Source organism: Streptomyces gilvosporeus (assembly GCF_002082195.1).
GTDB classification, from domain to species: domain Bacteria; phylum Actinomycetota; class Actinomycetes; order Streptomycetales; family Streptomycetaceae; genus Streptomyces; species Streptomyces gilvosporeus.
This window is the reverse complement of the sequence record NZ_CP020569.1, coordinates 319,343-340,489: the sequence shown is the minus strand read 5'-3', so window position 1 is coordinate 340,489 and position 21,147 is coordinate 319,343. Positions and strand designations below refer to the sequence as shown.

Annotated in this window: 17 protein-coding genes and 3 pseudogenes; 12 read left to right on the top strand and 8 right to left on the bottom strand. The window is 68.7% G+C overall.

Translation table 11 applies throughout. The annotated features are described in order from the left end of the window. The first annotated feature begins 141 nt into the window (after nucleotides 1–141). Together B1H19_RS01740 and putP are read left to right on the top strand one after the other, a co-directional pair. Entirely contained in the window at nucleotides 142–1,077 is a 936-nt protein-coding gene (locus B1H19_RS01740; protein ID WP_083102500.1) for a Vgb family protein, read from the top strand. Nucleotides 1,078–1,633: 556 nt separating this feature from the next. Continuing rightward, nucleotides 1,634–5,203, top strand: coding sequence for a sodium/proline symporter PutP (putP, locus tag B1H19_RS01735; RefSeq protein ID WP_083102499.1), 3,570 nt, complete (start codon nucleotides 1,634–1,636; stop codon nucleotides 5,201–5,203). 177 nt (nucleotides 5,204–5,380) lie between these two features. Here the strand turns inward: putP and B1H19_RS01730 are convergent, their stop codons facing one another. Beyond that, nucleotides 5,381–5,893 (bottom strand): PadR family transcriptional regulator, encoded by a 513-nt coding sequence (locus B1H19_RS01730; protein ID WP_083102498.1) that lies wholly within the window; start codon nucleotides 5,891–5,893, stop codon nucleotides 5,381–5,383. Nucleotides 5,894–5,948: 55 nt separating this feature from the next. Here B1H19_RS01730 and B1H19_RS01725 point away from each other — a divergent pair, with 55 nt between their 5' ends. Next, the gene (locus B1H19_RS01725; protein WP_083102497.1) at nucleotides 5,949–6,638 is read left to right on the top strand and encodes a cysteine hydrolase family protein; all 690 of its coding nucleotides are present in this window, start codon (nucleotides 5,949–5,951) and stop codon (nucleotides 6,636–6,638) included. 271 nt (nucleotides 6,639–6,909) lie between these two features. On the opposite strand, the gene B1H19_RS01720 is transcribed toward B1H19_RS01725, so the two are convergent. Next, entirely contained in the window at nucleotides 6,910–7,095 is a 186-nt protein-coding gene (locus tag B1H19_RS01720; RefSeq protein ID WP_083102496.1) for a hypothetical protein, read from the bottom strand. Nucleotides 7,096–7,595: 500 nt separating this feature from the next. Further along, entirely contained in the window at nucleotides 7,596–8,069 is a 474-nt protein-coding gene (locus B1H19_RS01715) for a MarR family winged helix-turn-helix transcriptional regulator (protein ID WP_107425836.1), read from the bottom strand. Between the two features lie 58 nt (nucleotides 8,070–8,127). On the opposite strand from B1H19_RS01715, the gene B1H19_RS01710 reads away from it, so the two are divergent. Both B1H19_RS01710 and B1H19_RS01705 read left to right on the top strand, forming a co-directional pair. Beyond that, entirely contained in the window at nucleotides 8,128–8,958 is an 831-nt protein-coding gene (locus tag B1H19_RS01710) for an alpha/beta fold hydrolase (RefSeq protein WP_083102494.1), read from the top strand. Between the two features lie 297 nt (nucleotides 8,959–9,255). After that, nucleotides 9,256–9,960 carry an SDR family oxidoreductase gene (locus B1H19_RS01705; protein WP_083102493.1) on the top strand — a complete coding sequence of 235 codons (705 nt, stop codon included), beginning with the start codon at nucleotides 9,256–9,258 and terminating at the stop codon, nucleotides 9,958–9,960. A gap of 7 nt (nucleotides 9,961–9,967) precedes the next feature. Here B1H19_RS01705 and B1H19_RS39025 read toward each other — a convergent pair. Beyond that, nucleotides 9,968–10,108: pseudogene (locus B1H19_RS39025) on the bottom strand (IS5/IS1182 family transposase); the annotation flags it as partial. 98 nt (nucleotides 10,109–10,206) lie between these two features. Here B1H19_RS39025 and B1H19_RS01700 point away from each other — a divergent pair. Further along, nucleotides 10,207–11,048 (top strand): annotated as a pseudogene (locus tag B1H19_RS01700) (IS5 family transposase). 24 nt (nucleotides 11,049–11,072) lie between these two features. Here B1H19_RS01700 and B1H19_RS01695 read toward each other — a convergent pair. Both B1H19_RS01695 and B1H19_RS01685 read right to left on the bottom strand, forming a co-directional pair. Then, nucleotides 11,073–11,837 carry a class I SAM-dependent methyltransferase gene (locus tag B1H19_RS01695; protein WP_083102492.1) on the bottom strand — a complete coding sequence of 255 codons (765 nt, stop codon included), beginning with the start codon at nucleotides 11,835–11,837 and terminating at the stop codon, nucleotides 11,073–11,075. A 297-nt stretch (nucleotides 11,838–12,134) separates the two neighbouring features. Beyond that, the gene (locus B1H19_RS01685; RefSeq protein WP_083102490.1) at nucleotides 12,135–12,737 is read right to left on the bottom strand and encodes a DUF2867 domain-containing protein; all 603 of its coding nucleotides are present in this window, start codon (nucleotides 12,735–12,737) and stop codon (nucleotides 12,135–12,137) included. Between the two features lie 110 nt (nucleotides 12,738–12,847). On the opposite strand from B1H19_RS01685, the gene B1H19_RS01680 reads away from it, so the two are divergent. Both B1H19_RS01680 and B1H19_RS40570 read left to right on the top strand, forming a co-directional pair. After that, nucleotides 12,848–13,408: a TetR/AcrR family transcriptional regulator gene (locus tag B1H19_RS01680; protein WP_083102489.1), complete on the top strand. Its 561-nt coding sequence runs from the start codon at nucleotides 12,848–12,850 to the stop codon at nucleotides 13,406–13,408. Between the two features lie 113 nt (nucleotides 13,409–13,521). After that, nucleotides 13,522–13,671: pseudogene (locus B1H19_RS40570) on the top strand (integrase); the annotation flags it as partial. A 63-nt stretch (nucleotides 13,672–13,734) separates the two neighbouring features. On the opposite strand, the gene B1H19_RS01670 reads toward B1H19_RS40570, so the two are convergent. Further along, nucleotides 13,735–14,388 (bottom strand): class I SAM-dependent methyltransferase, encoded by a 654-nt coding sequence (locus tag B1H19_RS01670; RefSeq protein WP_083102487.1) that lies wholly within the window; start codon nucleotides 14,386–14,388, stop codon nucleotides 13,735–13,737. 236 nt (nucleotides 14,389–14,624) lie between these two features. Further along, a complete protein-coding gene (locus B1H19_RS01665) occupies nucleotides 14,625–16,097 on the bottom strand; it encodes an MFS transporter (protein WP_083102486.1) in 1,473 nt (490 codons plus the stop codon). 174 nt (nucleotides 16,098–16,271) lie between these two features. On the opposite strand from B1H19_RS01665, the gene B1H19_RS01660 reads away from it, so the two are divergent. From B1H19_RS01660 to B1H19_RS01645, 4 genes are all read left to right on the top strand, one after another. After that, the gene (locus tag B1H19_RS01660) at nucleotides 16,272–17,120 is read left to right on the top strand and encodes a helix-turn-helix transcriptional regulator (RefSeq protein WP_237289029.1); all 849 of its coding nucleotides are present in this window, start codon (nucleotides 16,272–16,274) and stop codon (nucleotides 17,118–17,120) included. 430 nt (nucleotides 17,121–17,550) lie between these two features. After that, nucleotides 17,551–18,255, top strand: coding sequence for a class I SAM-dependent methyltransferase (locus B1H19_RS01655; RefSeq protein WP_083102484.1), 705 nt, complete (start codon nucleotides 17,551–17,553; stop codon nucleotides 18,253–18,255). A 39-nt stretch (nucleotides 18,256–18,294) separates the two neighbouring features. Further along, nucleotides 18,295–19,239 (top strand): NAD(P)-dependent oxidoreductase, encoded by a 945-nt coding sequence (locus B1H19_RS01650; protein WP_083102483.1) that lies wholly within the window; start codon nucleotides 18,295–18,297, stop codon nucleotides 19,237–19,239. Between the two features lie 144 nt (nucleotides 19,240–19,383). Next, nucleotides 19,384–21,084 (top strand): GH3 auxin-responsive promoter family protein, encoded by a 1,701-nt coding sequence (locus tag B1H19_RS01645; protein WP_083102482.1) that lies wholly within the window; start codon nucleotides 19,384–19,386, stop codon nucleotides 21,082–21,084. Nucleotides 21,085–21,147: the final 63 nt, after the last annotated feature.

Below are 21,147 nucleotides of genomic sequence, written 5' to 3'. Positions count from 1 at the left end.
TCGCTCCGGTCGGACCGCCTTCACGGGAAGATGGAGCCGGCCCGGTCCGTGGCCTCGAGGCCGTAACCCTGTGCAGAACCAGGCCCGTATGCTCAGCCCCTTCGCACAAGAACCGATCAAGAAACCGACGGAGAAGACACGTTGCCTCAGCCTTCGATCGAAGAACACAAGGTGACCGGCCCCGAGAGCGGCCCGTACGCGGTCACGGCCGGCCCTGATGGCGCGCTGTGGTACACCCAGGTCCACAGCGGCCGGATCGGTCGGCTCACTCCGGCCGGTGCACACACCGACTACCCACTTTCAGCGGACTGTGGGCCGACGATCATCACACCCGGCCCCGACGGCGCCCTCTGGTTCACCGAGTACCAGGCGCACCGGATCGGCCGCATCACGCCAACCGGCCGAATCGACGAGTTCCCGCTGCCCACGCCCGCCTGCGGCCCGTTCGGCATCACCCAAGGGCCCGACGGCGCACTGTGGTTCACCGAGACCGCGGCCGACCGCATCGGCCGGATCACCCCCGACGGACAGGTCACCGAGTACCCCCTGCCGGTCACCGGCGCTTTCCCCTCCGCGATCACCGCGGGCGGCGACGGCGCGCTGTGGTTCACCCTGAACCAGGCGAACGCCATCGGGCGGATCGACACCGCAGGCACGGTACGACTCCACCCCCTGCCAACCGAGGCCGCGGCACCGGTCGGCATCACCGCAGGCCAGGACGGCGCGCTGTGGTTCGTCGAGATCGCCGCCGGTCAGATCGGCCGGATCACGACCGACGGCGACATCACCGAATTTCCGCTCCCCGACCGCGAAGCACGGCCGCACGCCCTCACCACCGACGCCGACGGCACCGTGTGGTTCACCGAATGGGGCAGCAACCGCGTCGGGACGATCACCCCCGACGGCACGATCACCGAACACGACCTGCCGACCCCCGGCAGCGAACCGCACGGCATCACCCTCGGCCCGGACGGCGCACTGTGGACGGCGCTCGAAACCGGCGCCCTCGCCCGCATCAGCCATGCCCCCACATCGGACGGCCACCCCACCCGAAACGAAGCCCCCGTACGACAGTGACCTGAGTGCCTTGTGAAAGGCGCCTCGCTGAGCTTGTAGAAAGCGTTCTGGCTCGGCAGCGGTACCACCCCCGCGCCGTGAGTGTCCTCCACCAGCTTCACCACCCGCAGGATCAACGTCGAGCCCACGAGATCCTCCAGATTTCCCGCCGACCACCTCAACAAGATCGTTCCCGCAGTCCTCGTCAACCAGCAAGATCCTTGAGTCCAGGATTTCCGGCGCATCACATGAGTCGTGTGGTGCTCGTGCCTGTGCCCGGCCGTTCACGATCGCGGCGCCAAAGGGGAAATAAGACGCTGGCGAGCGACAACGACGGCTGGGGCGAGGGCTCAGGCGGCACGGTTCGGCCGGCTCCTTGCGCCGATGCCGGGAGAGCTGCATGCCTGTGCGGCGCTGCGCGCGGCTGTGACAGGTATCGGCCGTTCGGCACCGGCGCGGAGGTGGCGGCCGCCAGCCGGCGCCCCAAATCGGTACATTTACCCGCCAGGGCAAGCCAGGCCCCAGGCGCGTCGACGGTCGCGCCCTGTGCTCATGAACCCTCGCGGGCGAGGAGAATATGTTCGATTTGAGTGCGCCGATCGTGACCACGTTCCTCGTGTATGCGGTCGTCATGATCGGAGTGGGTGTCTGGGCGTACACCCGCACTCATACCTTTGCCGACTTCGCGCTCGGCGGCCGCAGGCTCAGCGCGTTCGTCGCCGCCCTGTCCGCAGAGGCCAGTGACATGTCCGGCTGGCTGTTTCTCGCGTTTCCCGGAGCGGTGTACGCGGCCGGGATCGGTGCTAGCTGGATCGCGGTCGGCCTGGCGGTCGGCACCTACCTCAACTGGCGGTTCGTCGCGCCGAGGCTGCGTACCTACACCGAGCGTGCCGAGAACGCCGTGAGCCTGTCGGCCTACCTGGAGGAGCGGTTCGAGGACCGCACCCGAATGCTCAGGATGGTCTCGGCGGCGGTCACCCTCGTGTTCTTCACCGTCTACGTCGCCAGCGGTCTGGAGGCCGGAGGGCTGCTGTTCGAGCATGTCTTCGGCATCCGTTTCGGGCTCGGGGTGACCCTGACGGCCCTGGTGATAGCCATCTACTCGAGCCTGGGCGGCTTCCTCGCCGTGAGCCTGACGCACGTGATGCAGGCGACGCTGATGTTCCTCGCCCTGATCGTGGTCCCCCTGACCGCTATCGGGGCCCTCGGAGGATTCCGGGAACTGCACGATGCCCTCGGCAAGAAGGCGCCGGGCCTGCTGGACATGGGGGCAGAGGTCAGCTACGCCGACGGGAAGTGGACGGCAGGCGGGCCGCTCGGTGCCGTCGCGATCATTTCGCTGCTCGCCTGGGGTCTTGGCTATTTCGGTCAGCCGCACATCCTGGCCCGCTTCATGGGCATCCGCAGCACCCGTGCCATCCCCACGGCCCGCCGCATCGGAACGGGGTGGGTCATCGTCGTACTCCTCGGCGCCACACTCGTCGGCCTCGCGGGCATCGGGCGGCTCGGTACGCCGCTCCACGACCCCGAGACGGTGTACATCGTCCTGAGCCGCATCCTGCTCAATCCCTGGATCGCCGGGGTGATGCTGATCGCGGTACTGGCCGCGATCATGTCGACCGCGGACAGCCAGCTGCTCGTGTCGTCCGTCGCGCTCACGGAGGACTTCTACCGCGCGTTCCTCAACCGGCGTGCCTCGGACCGGGCGCTGGTGTGGGTCGGTCGCGGGGCCGTCGTCGCGGTGATCCTCGTCGCCTTCGTGATCGCGCTCAACGGCGACGGACTGCTGGGCATCGTCGCCTACGCCTGGGCGGGATTCGGCGCCGCCTTCGGGCCGGTCATCCTCCTCTCGCTGTACTGGCCGCGTATGACCTGGGCAGGAGCCATGGCCGGGATCGTGTCGGGTGCGACCACGGTGCTTCTCTGGAAGAAGATCAGTCCACTGCTGGGGCCCCTCGCGTCGGACATCTACGAAATGGTCCCGGGCGTGCTGGTCGCCACGGCCGCCGCACTGGTCTTCGGCAGGTTCGTCGGGCGGCCGCCGAAACGGGCCTTCTGGCGGATGCCGGGAGGCGGGGTGAGCCAGCTGATGCTCACCCCGTTCCTCACCCACGCACCGGTCGGCATGGCCGTCCTGGACACCGATCTGCGCTACGTCTGGGTGAACGAGCCACTGAACCGCCTGATCCCCCTCGAACAACGACTGGGAAGGCAGGTGGGTGAGGTACTGCCGAGGATCGAGGCGGAAGCCTTCGAGGAGCAGATGCACAGGGTTCTCGAGACCGGGAACCCGGTGCTGGACTACGAGTTCCGCGGCCCCAGCTACACCGATCCCGACCGCACGCGCGCCTTCTCCGCCTCCTTCTTCGCCATGAAGGACCGCCACGGCCGGTACGTGGGCATCTGGTACATGATCATCGACGTCACCGAGCGCTGGCGGGCCCAGGAACGCCTGGCGCTGCTGAACGACGCCGGTGCCCGTATCGGCAGCACACTGGAAGTGACACGGACCGCGCAGGAACTGGCCGACGAGGCCGTACCGTCCGTCGCCGAGTTCGTCGCCGTCGACCTGCTGGACTCGGTCATGAGGGGCGAGGAGCCGACCCCCGGACCGGTCGGCATGACGCCCGTCATCCGCCGAGCCGGGCAGCATTCGGTGCGCGAGGGCTGTCCGGAGGCGAGTCTGGCCGTGGGCGAAACAGTCCGGCGTGGCCCCTCGTCGCCCGTGACCCGCTGCCTGCTGGAAAGCAGGACTCTCGTGGAACGGATCCTGGACCGCTCCACCAGCGCCTGGGTGACCGAAGACCCGTCAGTGGGCGCCTCCATCCGCAAGTTCGACTTCCGCTCCCTGATGGTGGTTCCGGTGCGGGCGCGCGGCGTCACCCTTGGCGTGGCGACGTTCGCCCGCTCCGGGCGTCAGGGCCCCTTCGAGGGCGACGACGTGCGTCTCGCCGAGGAACTCGTCTCCCGCGCGGCGGTGTGCGTCGACAACGCGCGCCGCTTCACCCGCGAGCGCACAGCGGCCCGCTCCATGCAGAGTTTCCTGCTGCCGCAGGAGCTCATGGGAGGGTCCGCTCTGGAGGTGGCGTCGTGGTATCTCCCGGCGGATGCCCCCAGCGGTGTGGGCGGCGACTGGTTCGACGTGATTCCGCTCTCCGGAGCCCGGGTTGCACTGGTCGTCGGGGACGTCGTCGGACACGGCATGAACGCGGCGGCGACCATGGGGCGTCTGCGCACCGCGGTACGCACGCTCGCCGATCTGGACCTCCCTCCGGACGAACTGCTGGCCCATCTGGACGACCTGGTCATCGGCCTCATGGGGCCGGCGGAGGCCGAGGACGAGGCCGCGGGTGCCGCGTTCATGGGGGCCACCTGTCTCTACGCCGTGTACGACCCGGTCAGCCGACGCTTCACGCTGGCCCGCGCCGGTCACCTCCCACCCGTGATCGTCGGCCCCGACGGCACCGCCGACCTTCTCGACCTGCCCGCCGGACCGCCACTCGGCCTCGGATACCTCCCCTTCGAGTCCGTGGAACTGGAGCTGGCCGAAGGCAGCCTCATCGCGCTCTACACCGACGGCCTCATCGAGACCTTCGACCGGGATCTCGACGTCGGGATCTCCCGACTGGGCGACGCCCTCATGGAGCCCAGGCCGACACTGGAGGAAATCGGCCTGGGCGCGGTCGACGCCCTACTGACGGGACCGCCGTCCGACGACGCGGCCCTGCTCCTCGCCCGGACCCGCGTCCTGGCTCCGGACCGGGTCGTGTCATGGAACCTGCCCAGCGACCCGGCGGCCGTGGCGAACGCCCGCACCCTCGCCGGCCGGCAGCTGGCGGAGTGGGGCATGGACGATCTGGCGTTCACCACGGAGCTCATCGTCAGCGAGCTGGTCACCAACGCCATCCGCCATGCGACCGGACCGGTAAGTCTGCGCCTGATCCGGGACCGTGGCCTGATCTGCGAGGTCTCCGACGCCAGCAGCACTTCGCCGCGCCTGCGCCATGCCCGGACCACCGACGAGGGAGGACGGGGCCTGCTGATCGTGGCGCAGCTCGCCCGGCGATGGGGCACCCGTTACACAATGACCGGCAAGATCATCTGGACGGAGCAGGACATTTCTGCCGACATGGCCGCCCGTTGGTGAGCGGGTCCCGCATTGGCCGGACGAGACGGTAACCCGGACCCCACGGGCCCGAGGCGGCTACCGCCGTGCCCGTGAGTCGGCCCCCCCGGCCCAGGCGCCCGCCAACGACCCGACTGCTCAAGGCTGTTCGGATCCGGGTGGGGGAAGCCGGGCGCGCGACCTGCCGGCGCGGACCCGTCAGCCAAGGACCTCCCGCAGCCACGACCGTTCCGCGCGGCTGGTGGCGCGGGCGATGGTGAGCATGCCGCGGCGGTAGGGGTCGTCATTGTCATCGGCGCCCAGCGGGCGGTCACCGTCGTAGAAGAAGCTCGCGGGCTGCTCCAGAAATTCCAGCCGACGGCGGAGCACCGCGTGCTGATCGGCGGCGTCGGGTACCTGGGAGAGGAAAGCCAGGACCGTGAAGTACCGGGTGCTGTCGCTGATGTCCAGGCCGTCGGCATCCCGCAGACGACGCAGCAGTTCGCAGCGGCCGGCGGCCGTCAGGCTCAGGGTATGCCGCTGGGCGGCCGAGGCGCCCGGTTCGGTGCGCCGGTCCAACAGCCCGGCGCCGACCAGCCGGTTGATCGCCGGGTAGAGGCTGCCGTCACTGACCGGCCGAGCATGGCCCGTCAAGTGCGCTATCCGGCGGCGCAGTTGGTAGCCGTGCAGCGGCCCTTCGGCCAGGAATCCCAGTATGGCGAGTTCGAGCATGCTGCTACTGTCGCACATCGAAGCGAGGTACCTCGAATCGATATAGGAGACGCAGATGATGTACACCGAGGAATGGGTGACCACCCGGGCGCGCAACGCCTACGAGCGCGGCCAGGCATCGTTCGACATACGGCCCGAACGGACGGCGCTGCTGGTCATCGACATGCAGGACGAATTCGTCCGGCCCGGCTGGAGCCCGTATTGGGTGCCCGCAGCCACCCGGATGGCACCCCGGCTCCAGCAGCTGGTCGAAGACTGCCGGGCCCTCTCCGTCCCCGTGATCTGGACCATCTTCGATGACACCCATCTCGGACTGGACCGGCCGCACGCCCTGCGGTTCCTCCCGCACGCCGACACCGACTGGCGCCGACCGGCCCCCGCCGAGGTATGGGGCCAGATGGGCCGCCGCCCCGACGAGGCTCTGATCCGCAAACCCTCCTACGGCGCGTTCTACGACACCCCGCTCGACACCATGCTGCGCAACCTCGGCTGCGACACCGTCATCGTCACGGGAACGCTCACCAACTACTGCTGCGGCACCACCGCCCGGCAGGGCTATGAACGCGGCTACAAGGTCGTCGTCGGATCCGACGTCACGGCCACCGACGACGAAACCCGGCAGGAACCAGAACTCGCCGTCCTGCGCAAGGGGTTCGCGCTCGTGCTGACGGCAGAAGAGATCACTCACCGACTGACCGCGACCTCCCCGGTGCCGGAAGTGGGGGACCGGGGGAACGTTTCCTGATGAGTTGAGGCTGTGTACGCGCGTGTGTGGCAGTGGAACACGTCCGGTGCAAGGCCGGCGATGTTCGGGGTGAGATGTTCGGGGTGGATGTTCGCTAGGTAGGCGTAGCGTTCTCGCGTGCGTCGGCCGAGGGCCCGGCGGAGTAGCGGTGCCAGTCAGCCGGGCCTCGTGATCATCGACCGGCCGGGTGCAGTTCTCGCCTGCGCGTCCAGGCGTCAGCAGGAGGTGCGGTGACGGAGACGGTGCACGGCTTCAGAGGGAATGGAGCCGCTCACACATCGTAATTCTCGTCGAAGGTGTCGCGCCGGTCCTGTTCCTCCTGCTGCTGGCGCAACTTCTCTTTCCACGCTTCGTCGGCGGCCGTGCTGCCGGAACGCTGCGTCCCCTTTTTCCTCTCCTCGCGGAGCTTCGCATCAGCCTGTTCACGGGCCTTTTGCGCCTCGGACTTCTTAGCCATGGTCTTTCATCCCTAAGGGGAGATCACTGATCGGCTTTCGATCAGCATCGCACGTCGATAAGAAGCTCGCATACGGAGTGCTACCGCCGTTTGAACCTTCTTTCGGTGCACCGGACGTCCTGCTCCGGTACGGATCTCTCCATCATGGCCGTCAGGCCCGCAGTGCGGTACGAACCCGATGTTCGTCGTGATGCCGTTGTGGATCGGAGCCGGACTCGGCGGACCGATGGTTGCCCCGATGCACCGCCATCGAGCCTACGGCCGGAACCCAGCCGGCGGCATGTCATTCCTGCCCGCTGCCGTCCCAGGCCGAAGGAGTCAGCAGAATGCCGACCTAGGAGCCAGGTCTCGCCTACAGCAACTCGTCGGGCAATTCACGGGCAAGAGGAATGGGCCTCGGTGAATGACGGTGCCTTGTGCGAACGGTTTGAGCCGCTCCTGCCGGTGCGCATGCAATTCTCGGCAACTCCCGACCTGGGCAACGATATGCAGCGTGACAGTCAGTTCACGTCTACGTTGTCGAAGAGTTCGAGCATCTGGGTGAGTACACGCTTGCATGCAGTCAGCTCGGCATCGGTCAGGTCGCCGCCGACCTGGCGCAGGAGGGCGTGCTCGCGGGTGGTTACCGCGGTGATGGCCGCCCTGCCGTCGTCGGTCAGCTGGATCAGCGAGGACCGCTGGTGGGCCGGATTGGGGGTGATCTCGACCAGCTGCCGGGTTGCTGCGTCGTTGACCATGCGCTGCACGAATTGTCGGCTCAACGCCTGTGCGCGACCCATCTGCGGGACGGTCATGGGACCGTGCGCGAGAAGCAGATCCAGGACGGCGCGCACACCGACGGAGAGCCCCTCGATGGGTTCTGCTTGTTCGACCTTGCGCTGCACGCGTCGGTACAGCGGGCCGACCAGTGCGAAAACTTCCGTGAGCCGGCGTCCGAGGTCGTCGGGTGCGAGGGGAGTGTCAGCATCATTCACCTGGCCAGGATGACACCTGCGTTGCCAATACCCCAAACCATATGGCACCTTGGTTGTCATGACTCGTGCATCTGACATGTTCTCGTTAGACACCGCAGACGGCCACCTCGCCTACCGCGACACCGGGGCAGGCCGGCCCCTGGTACTGCTGCACGGCGGCTTCCTGGACCACCACATGTGGGACGACCAGGTACCGGTCTTGGCGTCGGACTACCGGGTGATCGCGCCGGATGCCCGCGGGCACGGCGGATCCTCCGTTGCGAGCGCACCGTTCCGTCAGACCGATGACCTCGCAGCGCTGCTACGTCACCTCGATGTCGGCCCCGCGATCCTCGTCGGACTGTCGATGGGCGGAGCCATCGCCGTCGATACCGCACTCGAACACCCCGATCTGGTACGTGCGTTGGTCGTCAGCGGCGTCGGTACCAGCGAACCCGAATTCCGGGACCCTTGGATCCACGAGATCCAGGCCGAGCAGGCTCGGGCGCTGGCTGAGGGAGACGCCGAGGGCTACGTCGAGGCGTTCACCCGGATGGCGCCGGGACCGCACCGCACGCTCGACGACCTCGACCAGGACGTCGTGCACAGGCTACGGGAGATGACCCGGCGGACCGTCGCCAAGCACACCGGCGCCGAACCCGACCACCGCGTGCCCGTGACCGACACCTGGGAGCGAGCCGCGAAAATCACGGTCCCGGTGCTGGCCATCAACGGCGGCATCGACTCGGACGACCACATCGGCATGGCCGAACGTCTCGTACACATCGTCGCCAACGGCCGGGTGACGACTATCGAAGCCACCGCTCACTACCCCAACATGGAGCGACCGGATACCTTCAACGAGATCCTCGGGGACTTCCTCCGCACCGTATCCGCTCAAAACGGCTAAGCGGTCTCTTCGATCAGTAGCTCGTTGTTCGGGACGTGCTCAGCCGGAGGAATCTCACAGGCGCTGAGTGGGCAGTGCTGGAGCCGTTGCTGCCCACGAGCAACCACCGGTGCGGCCGTGGCGCGACCACCAGAGATGATCAACGGGATCATCCACCGGCTCAGCATCGGCTTAGAGGCCGCGAAAATAGGCGAATTGGCTACGTGCGTGACTCTGCGGCGCTGACAGTTGACTTGGAGTGCACTCCAAGTGCTGGAATCTCCGAGCCGACTTCACGCCACGAGCTTGGGGCTGCATATGACGGACTCTCCTGTCGCACTTATCACCGGTGGCGGTAGCGGGATCGGGGCCGCGACGGCTCGGCAACTGCTAAGGCTTGGATACCGCGTGACGGTCACCGGTCGGAGCGAGGACCGGCTACGTCGATTCGCTACCGAGCTTGGAGACCCTGACGGTTTGCTGGTGATGCCGGGCAACGCAGCCGACCACGATTGCGTTCGCACGGCGGTCGAGGCGACGGTGACGACGTTCGGGCGGCTCGACGTCGTTGTCGCCAACGCGGGCTACGCAACCTTCGACGACCTGGCCGACGGTGACCCCACCGGCTGGCACGACATGGTGCTGACCAACGTTCTCGGCCCCGCGTTGCTTATCAATGCCGCACTGCCCGCGCTCCGAGAGAGCAAGGGCCGGGTCGTACTCGTGGGCAGCGTGGCCGGTCACATCCACACGCCGGGCAACATCTACGGTGCAACGAAGTGGGCCGTCACCGGCATCGCGGAGAACACCAGGAGGATGGTGACCGCCGATGGCATCGGCGTTACCCTCGTCTCGCCGGGGGCGACGAGGACGAACTTCTTCGACAACGCCCCTGGCGGTCTGCCTGATCGCGACTTTCTCTCCGCGGATCAGCTGGGCAAGACGATCGTGTGGGCCATCGAGCAGCCGAGCGGTGTCGACATCAACACGGTGATCGTCAGGCCGATCGGCCAGCCTGTGTAAGCGCGGTTCACGGTCTGCGGTGAGGGCGGGTCTGCCAGCGATGCGTTGTCCATGCACGGCGGATGAGGCTACGGATGGTGATGATCGTGTCAGTGAGGTTGAAGAAGGCTTCGATGACACTGCCTCGTCGTTCGTAGCAGCGTGTAAGAGCTCGCGCACATAGGCGGCGTGGGGGCCCGGCGGCAAGCCGGGCACAGGTCCCGGTGATCATGGAGTTGCGACGCTCTGTGATCATTGGGGAGACCCGTGCCCGTCCTGCCATCATGGCTGACCGACCCGCTCTGGGACCAGTTCGCGGCGCTGCTGCCTGAGCGCCCGACGGTCGACCCGGCCCATCCGTTGGGGTGTCACCGCCCCCGCATCAACGACCGGATCGTGTTCGACAAACTGCTGCAACTTCTCCGGTTCGGCTGCTCCTACCAGGGGATCGCCGACACGACGTGCTCGGCGACCACCATCCGCAACCGTCGCGACGAGTGGATCCGGCTCGGCGTCTTCGCCCGGCTCAAGCAGATCGCGCTCCAGTCCTACGACCGGATCGTGGGGCTCGTGCTCGACCAGATCGCCATCGACGGCTCCATAACCAAGGCCCCTGGCGGCGGTGAGGTCGCCGGACGCTCACCGGTCGATCGTGGCAAACAGGGCTTGAAACGCTCGGGTATGACGATGGTTACGGAATCCCCCTCGGCAGGGTCCTGGCCGCCGCGAACCGCCACGATTCCCCGTTGCTCGCCCCGACCCAGGACCTGTTGGATGACCTCGGGCCGCTGCCCGGCGACATCACCGTGCACCTGGACGCCGGCTACGACTCGGACAAGACCCGCACCGAACTCACCGCCCGAAACCTGCACCGGCGCATCGTGCACAAAGGCGAGAAGGCGCCGATCCAGGCGAGCCGGAGGTGGCACGTCGAGCGGACCCATGCCGGGCAGAACGCCTTCCACCGGCTCGCCCGCTGCTACGAACGCCGCACCACCGTCGTCAACGCCTTCTTCGACCTCGCCGACACGATCATCACCGCCCGTAGCCTGATCCGCCGGGCATGGACCACCCATCGCTGGGACAACCGGCCGAACCGCCGCCCATGAGGGCACGCCTGTCTCCGCGAGCTCCTACGCGCGCTCGGGCTTGCGTGCCTCGATGAGGGTTCTGGAGGAGTGGGCGATGAACGGGCCCTCGGCCTCGATCTCCTCGTGCAGCTCGCGCAGGCGGCTGCGGTACTGCTCGACGGTGAAACCGGGCACCGTCCAGATCACCTTGCGCAGGAAGTAGATCACGGCGCCGACGTCGAAGAACTCCATCCTCAACCGTTCCGTGCGCACGTCGGCGATCTCCAGGCCGACGGCCTTCGCTGCCGCGCTCTCGTCGTCAGGGTGCCGCTTCCGGCGCGCCTCAGGCTGCGGCCCCAGGAAGTACTCGACCAGCTCCCACACACTGGCGGGGCCGACGTGCTGGGCGAAGTACGCCCCACCCGGGCGCAGCACTCGCGCGATCTCCGACCACCATACCGTCGCGGGATGCCGACTGGTCACCAGGTCGAATGCCTCATCGGCGAACGGCAGCGGCGGCTCGTCCGGATCGGCGACGACCACCACCCCGCGCGGGTGCAGCAGCCTGGTCGCCTTGGCCACGTTCGGCGGCCAGGACTCCGTCGCGGCCATCGCGGGAGGCAGTTTCTCCGCCCCGGCCAGGACCTCACCACCACCGGTGTGAATATCAAGCGCCGCCGACACCGCCGCCAGCCGCCGACTCATTGCCTGCTGATAGCCCCACGACGGGCGTTCCTCGGTCGCCCGGCCATCCAGCCAGGAGAAATCCCAACCCTCCACGGAAACCGACTCAGCCTCGGCGACAAGCTCTTCAAAAGGACGCGACATACCCACATCATTACGCCCCAGCCCACCCGTACGCACAGAGTTTTCCGCCGTGCCACCCAGCAAGCCGGTGACGGGAACAACGTACGGTAACGGCCGGAACGGCTGCCCATGTGGGCACGCCTATCTGCGCGAGCTCTTACAGTGGCGCAATCTGCCCGCACGCTTCGGTCCATGGCAGACCGTCCACAAACGCCACCGACTGTGGTGCTCCACAAGGGGCCTTGGTCAGTTCGGGGGCCTGCCCGACGGATCATGCGACAGTGTCGTGTCCGGGCGACCCCGCCTCGTGGCATCTCGTCAGCGCGCCCCCCGTGCGGCCGCGTTCGCCCGCCACTCGCGGGCGATGGAGCGCATCAGCGCCGGGTATACCCCGACGTACCGGAAGGGTTTGATGGCGGCCATATAGAGGGTTCCGAACAGCCCGTTCGGCTTCACCAGGACGGCCATCTGGCCGCGGTAGCCGCCGGACCCGTCCGGGACCCAGCCGATGTGCATCACTGCGTGCACGGTCTTGTTGCCCATCTCGGCGGCCCACTCGTCGTCCCTCAGATAGAGGGAGGTGAACGGGGACGAGCCGAGGTCCGGGCCCTGGGGGCCCTCCCGAAGGTCCTTCGGCAAGCGGCTGTGCAGGGAGGGCAGTCGGGTGCCGATGCCGGTACCGGACTTGTCCCAGCCGAGCAGTGCTCCGAGTTTCCAGCGGACTGCGAAAAGAACGCGGGAGACGGCGCCTTCTCCGCTCACTCCGTCCCTGATTCCGTCGGCGGTCTGGCGCACCAGCCACACAAGGTCGTCGGGTCCACCGGGGGTGTCCAGCGCCCACACGTCCTCAACCGTGAAGTCGCCGGCGATCTCGTGGATCCGCCAGGGGCGGTCGGTGTGGGCGGTCCGGGGAAGTCGCATGAGCAGGCCCCTCTCCATGCAGTTATCTATACGGTGGCGTATAGATCGAGCATAGAGCCATCTATACGCCGCCGTATACTCGTCGGCAGGGACGTGAGGAGGCACACACCATGGGCGCGACCCGCACGCCACGCGGCAAGTGGATCGAGGAAGGCTTGCGGGCACTCGTTGCAGGAGGCCCCGAAGCGGTCCGGATCGAGGTGCTGGCGCAGGCACTTGGCGTCAGCAAGGGTGGCTTCTACGGGTACTTCCGCAACCGGGACGCGCTGCTCACCGAAATGCTCGACACCTGGGAGTACGAGGTCGCCGAGAGCGTGATCGAGCAGGTGGAGAGTGGCGGGGGAGATGCCAGGGCCAGACTGGAGCGACTGTTCGCCATCGTCGCGGCCGCCGCCGACGGGCCGGTCCGGGGCACCACCGCCGATCTGGCGATCCGCGAGTGGGCCCGCCGCGATGCGGACGTCGCCGAACGCCTGCGCCGCGTGGACAACCGCCGTATGGATTACCTGCGTTCGCTGTTCTCCTCCTTCTGCCCCGACGAGGACGAGGTGGAGGTCCGCTGTCTGATCGCCGTCTCGGTGCGGATCGGAAACCACCTCCACGCGGCCGATAATGGCAAGCGCAGTCGCGCGGAGGTGATGGCGCTGGTCAGGCAACGGTTGTTGGAGTAGCCCCGGGTCTGCACAGTCGTGCCAAGGCGCCGGTTCGTGTGGTGTCGCTGGGCGGTGCGGAGGGGGGATCGGTGGGTCGGTCGCCTGTCGTCGCCTCAGTGCCGGTGGTTGGCCAGACCCGCGCGTTGCACTGCTACCGGTACTGGCGCAACCAGAACGCCCGCCATCCGCACCTCCTGGCCGACCAATGTCGTGAACGCGTCCGGGTCGGCAGCGAGAAAGGCATCCGCTGGGGCGGCCGCCCTCGCAACCCCGCGGTCTGACCGTCCGCCCCCGTGATCGTCGGTGATCCAGCACGGGCGGCTTCATCGCAGGAACCTGCCCGGTCAGGGCCTTTCGGGCTTGCGGGCCAGGAGGCAGGCGTGCGGTCTGTTCACCCGTCCGCCGGGCTCCTGCTCCAGTCGGGCGGTGACGACGAGTCCGGCCTGGCCCAGCAGGCCGACCATGTGGCCCAGGGGCAGGAGGTGCGACTCGTAGGACACTGGACGGCCGTAGCCGTGGGTCGGCCGCAGCCGTTCATTGCCGACGTAGTCTCCCCAGAGCAGGAAGCCGCCGGGCGCGAGCGTGCGGTGGAATTCAGCGAACACCGCCGGCAGCCACTGCGGGGGCGTGTGGTGGGTGGAATACCAGGCCAGGATGCCGCCGAGTTCGCCGTCTCCCGTCTCCAGGGCCGTCATCGAGCCCTCGGTGAACCGCAGGTTCGGATAGGCGTGCCGGGCCAGCCCGATCATCTTCGGTGACAGGTCGACGCCGAAGGCGGACACCCCCAGCCCGGCGAGGTGCGCCGTGATGCGGCCGGGGCCGCACCCCACGTCTGCGACTGGTCCCAGACCGGCCGTCCGCACGAGTTCAGCAAACCCCGCCAGCATCGCCCGGGACAACGGGTCCATCTCGGCTGGAGGCGGGACGCGTTCGACGTAGTCGGCGGCGACCGTGTCGTACGACTCCCGGACAGCGGTCAGAAAGGCGGGCTCGGCCATACGGGCGACCCTAGACCAGACAACTGACAGGCCGTGGCGCGACCTTGTCGACCTGTCTGACATCCACCGCTGCAGACACCCGGCCGTCACAGCGACCCGGCGAACCTCTGCGGTCAGAGCACTGGCGAGACGACGCGCCGGCACCGCCCATACCCCTGTGGGTACGGGCGGCACGGACGCCGGCGGCCCAGCGGCCCAAGTCAACTGGCGTCGTCCGTATGCGAAGGGAGCCCCCGTCAAGGTCGCGGTTCGGGTACCCCAGGTACTGCGCCAGGCACTGCCCCGGAAGCCTGCGGCTGCTGCGCCGGCAGGGGAGGTTCGGGCGGTGGTGGGGTGCGGCGGGTGGTGGTCGCCAGGGTGAGGAGGATGATGGCTGCGCCGCAGGCGGTGACGATCCAGTAGGCGGGGCGCACTGCCTGGGCGAAGCCCGTGCCGGAGTGCAGTCCGGTGGTGAGCACCGCACCGAGTACGGCGACGCCCAGTGCCTGGCCGAACTGGCGGCTGGTGGAGACGATCGCGGCGGCCACCCCGGCCTGTTCCTTGGGCATGCCGGCCATGGCGGCGTTGGTGACGGGGGTGTTGGCCAGTCCCACGCCGATGCCGATCAGGATGTACGCGGTGAAGAGCAGCCCGTCGGTGGTGAGGGCGTCGCCGGCGGCGAGCAGCGCGCCGCCCGCGGTGGTGGCCGCGCCGGCCAGCAGCAGCGGCAGTCGGGGGCCGCGGGTGGCGGTCAGTCGCCCGGAGAGCGGTGAGGTGAGGATGTTCATGACGGCCATGGGCAGCAGGTACAGGCCGGCGGTCAGGGCCGACAGGCCGCGTACGTTTTGCAGGTAGAGCGTGTTGAGGAAGAGGAAGCCGCCGAGCACGAAGAACGAGCACACCGCCATGGCGCCGGCTCCGCTGAATCCGGCGCTGCGGAAGACCCGCAGGTCCACCAGCGGTTCGTGGCGCCGGCTCTCGTAGAAGAGTAGGGCCAGGAGCGCGGCCGGTGCGGCCAGTGCGCAGCCGAGGGTGCGCGGGGCGGTCCAGCCGGTGCTCGGGCCTTCGATGATGGCGTAGGTCAGGCTGCCCATCAGCACGATGACCAGGAGCTGCCCGACGGGGTCCAGCCGGCGGGGGCGGGGCGCGCGGGACTCGGGTACGAAGCGCGCGGCGCAGACGAGGGCGGCCAGCCCGATCGGCAGGTTGAGCCAGAAGATCGATCGCCAGCCGACGCCTTGGACGAGTACCCCGCCCACCATCGGGCCCACGGCCATCGCCACGCCCATGACCGCGCCCCAGACGCCGATGGCCCGGGCGCGCTCGCGGGGCGCGGAGAAGGTGTTGGTGATGATGGACATGGCCACCGGGTTGAGCATCGAGGCGCCGATCGCCTGCACGATGCGGAAGGTGATGAGCCAGCCGAGGTCGGGGGCCAGTCCGCACAGCAGCGAGCCGAGGGTGAAGAGAGCCAGGCCGGTCTGGAAGACGCGGCGGCGGCCGAGCCGGTCTCCTGCGGAGCCGGCGAGCATCAGCAGCGCGGCCAGCACGATCAGGTAGGCGTCGGTGGTCCATTGCAGCCCGGAGAGCGGACTGTGCAGATCGCGCTGCATGGCGGGCAGCGCCACGTTGAGCACCGTGTTGTTGAGGTTGCCGAGGAAGACACTCGTGCAACAGACCGCCAGCACCAGCGTGCGCTTCCGGCGGGTGAGTTCAGGCTGAGTGGACACAGCCGGGCCCAACTCCTCTCTCCGTGGGCCATGGCCCCGTGATGTTCCAGACCGCCGCGGAAAGATCGCTGCGTGCGCTCAGCCTGCCTGCGGGAGACCGTCATCGGGAGGCCCGGGTAAGGGGGGCCCTGGCAGGGCCCCCCTTACCTGACCTGGTCGATGCATACTGCATATGTGGGCACTGCACGGGGGAACAGGACGGAACTAGGGGATTTCCTACGCAGCCGACGGAGCCGGGTCACACCGCATGAGGCGGGTCTGCCCCCGTCGGCGGGTCGTCGGCGTACCGACGGGCTGCGGCGGGAAGAGGTCGCGATCCTCGCCGGCGTCAGCATCGAGTACTACCGGCGTCTGGAGCAGGGCAAGCAGCAGCGGCCGAGCCCCGCGGTCCTGGAGGCGATCGCGCGGGTGCTGAAGCTGACCGATGACGAGCACCGCCACCTCGCGGAGCTGAGCCGGGGCAGGGCCCAGGCGCCGTCTGCCGGGACGCAGCGGGGCCGGGCGTCCCGTACGGTCCGGGCCGAGGTCCGCCGCATGCTCGACATCGCCCACCCCTATCCGGCGTGTGTGCTGAGCCGCTCCAGCGACCTGCTGGCCGCCAACCGGTCCGCGCTGCGCCTCTTTCCGGGCATCGAGGAGTGGCCCGAGCGGAACCGCAACACCGCGCGTTACGCCTTCCTGCACCCCATGGCCCGGGAGCTCTACGCGAACTGGGATGACGTGGCCCGCGGGGTCGTCGCCCATCTGCGTACCGCGGTCGTGGTGCACCCGGATGCCCCGGACATCCGTGAACTCGTCGACGAACTCGCCGAACACTGCGGTGAGTTCGCTGCCCTGTGGCAGCGCTACGACGTCCAGGCGCGCACCAACGGGAGGAAGGTGTATCGCCATCCGACGGCGGGGCGGATGACGCTCACATACGAAGCCTTCGACGTGGCCCGCAGCGACGGTCAGCGGCTGGTGGTCTATCAGGCTCCGCCGGACACGGCCGACCACGAGGCGCTGCTGCGTTTGTCGGCCTAACCCGTCGGTATATCGCGGCTCTTCGACTGCGGCTCTTCTCTCGCCTCTCTTCCGTCGCGTCTCTTCAGTTGCTACGGGCGCGTTCGGGTCTTTTTTCTCTCGCAATGCGTTCACCCTGTATTGGCCTTTCCGTGGCCTGTGGTGCGGGAATTTATTCCGCGCCGATGAAAAAACTTACCGGGAGGTTTCAGGGGTTCACGGCGTGCCGAGATTCGCTGTTGCATGCGCTCTGACCTGCGAGAACTTTGATTGAATCGGAAACTGTGCGGTTTATCCAACTTGCCTATGCGCCCTCCGAGTTGACATAGATTTAACTATGTCGTTTGTCACTTCGGTGTGAACTGGAAGGTGTGTTAGCTTGATCGTCATGGTGAATTTAATTCCTGACTCTGCGGAACGTTTCAGCAAGTTTGCGGAATTCTATGATCGTGTGCGCCCGCGGCCTCCCCAGGAACTGGCGGACCTGCTGCGGCAGTGGTCCGGGTCCGCAAACCCGGCCGTGGTCGACATCGGCTGCGGCACCGGCCTCTCCTCCACGATCTGGCCCGAGGTGACCGGAGTGGAGCCCTCTGCCGAGATGCGGGCCATCGCGGCCGGGCGCGGCATCAACGTCGTCGACGGCACGGGCGAGGAGACCGGACTGCCGGACGGTTGCGCGGACATCGTGACCGTCAGCCATGCCCTGCACTGGTTCGATGCCGCGCGGGCCTTCCCGGAAATCACCCGCATCCTGCGGCCCGGCGGGGTGCTGGCCGCCTTCGACTTCGACTGGCCGCCCGCCGTCGACCCCGAAGTCGACGCCGCCTACCGGGAGTTCGAGGCGGCCCACACCGCCCTGGAGGCCGAGCGCGGCCTGCGCCCCACCTTCGCCCCCAAGAGCGAGCACCTTCGGCGACTGCGGGACAGCGGCCTGTTCCAGCACGTCAACGAGGTATGCCTGCACATGAAGGAGACCGGCGGCGCCGACCGCTTCGTCGACTTCGCCTCCAGCCAGGGCGGGGTGATCGCCCTGCTGGAGGAGGGAGTCAGCGAGGACGCACTCGGCCTGACCCGGCTGCGGGAGGTCACGGCACGCCGGATGACCGACCGGTCGACGTGGTGGTGGACCTGCCGGGTTCGCCTCGCCACGCGCTGACCTGCCGCAACACACCGAAGTACGGGGGAGGAACACACCGTGGGACGCCTTGTCATGCCCGACTGCCACGGGTATCCGCAGCTGGCCGAGCTCGTCCGTCGCTGTCCCGGGGGCGATGCGGTCGAGGTCTTCGACGGCCCCTGCACCACACCGTCGCAGCTCGCCGAGCGCATGCGCGGGGCTCACACCGTGCTGCACTTCTTCCACGGCCGGCCGCTGGACACCGGCGCCCTGCTCGCGGAACGGCCACGCCAGGTCGTGGTGGCCGGCCCGGCCGGCCCGGTGGTCGACACCGACGCCGCCCGGTCCGCCGGGATCGCGGTCTACGACACACCGGGCCTGGCCGCCGATTCCGTTGCCGAGTTCACCCTGACCCTGCTGCTGATGCTGGCCCGCCGGGTGCCGTCCGCCGTGGGCAGCGCCCCGGGCTGGCACCCGTCCGGAGGGCGTGAGTTGTCCGGACGACTGCTGGGGATCGTCGGATGGGGGCATATCGGCTCCCGAACGGCCCGCCTGGCACAGGGCATCGGCATGCGGGTGGCCGCCTGGTCACCGTCCCTGGACGAGGACACCGCCCGCGCGGCCGGGGTCACCCCGCTGCCCCTCGACACCCTGCTCCGCACCGCCGACGCGGTGAGCCTTCACCTGCGGTCCACACCGCACAACGAGCAGCTCATCGACGCCCGCCGGCTCGCCCTGCTCGGTCCGCGGACCCTGCTGGTCAACACCGCCCGCGCGGCGCTGATCGACATGGCCGAGCTGCGCCGGCGCCTCGCCGCCGGCCTCCTGGGCGGGGTGGCGCTCGACGTCTTCGACCTCGAACCGCTGCCCGCCGACGACCTGCTGCGCAGCCACCCCGACTCCCTGGCCACCCCGCATATGGCGTGGATGACCGAGGACGCGGTCGGGCGCTTCCTCGCCGCCGCCGTCGCCTTCGCCACGTCCGGCGACACCGCCGCCGGCCCCATCCGACAACTCGTCTGACGGTCCGGCGGCCCGCTTGTGCGGTGCGGACCGCCGGACGGCGCGCCACGTCGCCATCGCACGACACCTCAACCGCACGCCTGTTACTGCGCTGCGTCCGGAAGTCGACCGCCCGGCCGCATAGGAGGAAAAGGGGGTTTCCGCATGGTCCTTCCCACCACTGTGACCACATCGCCGCACCACACCCGCTCCGAGGACTTCACGAGCCGCACCCTGAGCGCCCTGCGCCGGCAGCGGGAGCTGTGCCGCGACCCCGGCCCGACCAGCGACCTGGTGCTCCAGGACCTGCTCGACCAGGCCCGCAGCACCTCGTTCGGGCGCGAACACGGCCTCGGCTCCGTCGCCACGCTCGCCCGATGGAAGCACACCGTCCCCATCCGCACCTACGAGGACTTCCGCCCGTACGTCGAGCGGCAGTTAGCGGGCGAGGCACACGTCCTCACCCGCAGCGCGCCGTACGCGTTCCTGAAGACCTCGGGCTCCAGCGGGCAGCCCAAGTACGTCCCCACCACCCGGCACTGGCGGGAGCGCTACCGGGGCCGGGGCCTGTACGCCCAATGGGGCCTGTACGTCGAGCAGATCGGCACCGAGCACCTGACGGCCGAGCACATCCTCGACCTCTCCTGGGAGCGCACCCCCGCCTCCAGGAGCCTGCACGGCTTCCCCCTCTACAGCATCTCCCGGCGCCCGGCCGCGGTCGGCCCGGAGGACTGGGTACCGCCCTGGTACGACGCCCCCTGGCTGCGCGGCGACGACGAGGAGGAGTACACCGACAGCCTCTACCGCAAACTGCGCCTGCTCGCCGGGGCCGACGTCCGGCTGGTCGTCACCCTCAACCCCTCGAAGATCGTGGGCCTGGCCGAGCAACTCGCGCTGCGGGGAGCCGAGTTGGTCGAGGAAATCGGTCGCGGCACCGTCCGCGGGCGCCCGACGGGCGGCGTCGCCGCCGACCCCGGCCTCGCCCGGGAGCTGGACTGCACACTGCGGCGCCGCCCCGACGGTCTGCGCCTGACGGACCTGTGGCCCCGCCTGTCCGTCATCGTCTGCTGGAACTCCGCCTCCGCCGGCCTCTACCGGGACTGGCTCGACGACGTCACGCCCGGCATCCGCAAGCTCCCCTTCAGCACCACCGGCACCGAGGGCATCGTCACCATCCCGGTCGACGACCACCCCTCCGCCGGCCCCCTCGCCGCCGACCAGGGCGTCTTCGAGTTCGTCCCGTGCCGGGAGGACGACGACGGCGGACCGCTGGACCCCGCCGCCGAGACCCTGGACCCGCACGAGCTGGAAACCGGCCACTCCTACCGGCTCGTCATGAGCCAGGCCAACGGCCTCTACCGCTACGACGTGGGAGACGTCTACACCGTCCTCGGCCGGGTCGGCGCCCTGCCGCGCCTGGAGTTCGCCGGACGCGCCGGCTTCGGCAGCTCCTTCACCGGCGAGAAACTCACCGAAGCCCACGTCTACGAGGCCGTGCGGACCGCCTACACCGGCGACTGGGGCACCCTGCCGCTCTTCACCTGCATTCCCTCCTGGGGCACCCCGCCCGGCTACGTACTGGCCATGGAATGGGACCCCAAGCTCGGTGCCGCCGAGCGCGCGGACTTCACCGCCGCGGCCGAGGCCGCGCTCCAGCGCTGCAACCCGGAGTACGCCGAGAAGCGGCGCAGCGACCGGCTGCTCCCGCTGCGGCTGCTCCCGTTGGCCCCCAAGAGCTTCCTCGCCATCGCCGAGGCACAGCGCCGCAACGGCGCGGCGGCCATGCAGATCAAGCACCACTGGATCCAGAACAACGACGCCCTGCTGACCGTGATCGAGGACCTCGGCCTCCCGCTGTACGCCTGACCCCCCTCCCTCGCCTTGTTCTCGTACCCCCTCCCTGCTCGTCACCCCTGAGCTCCCTTCCCC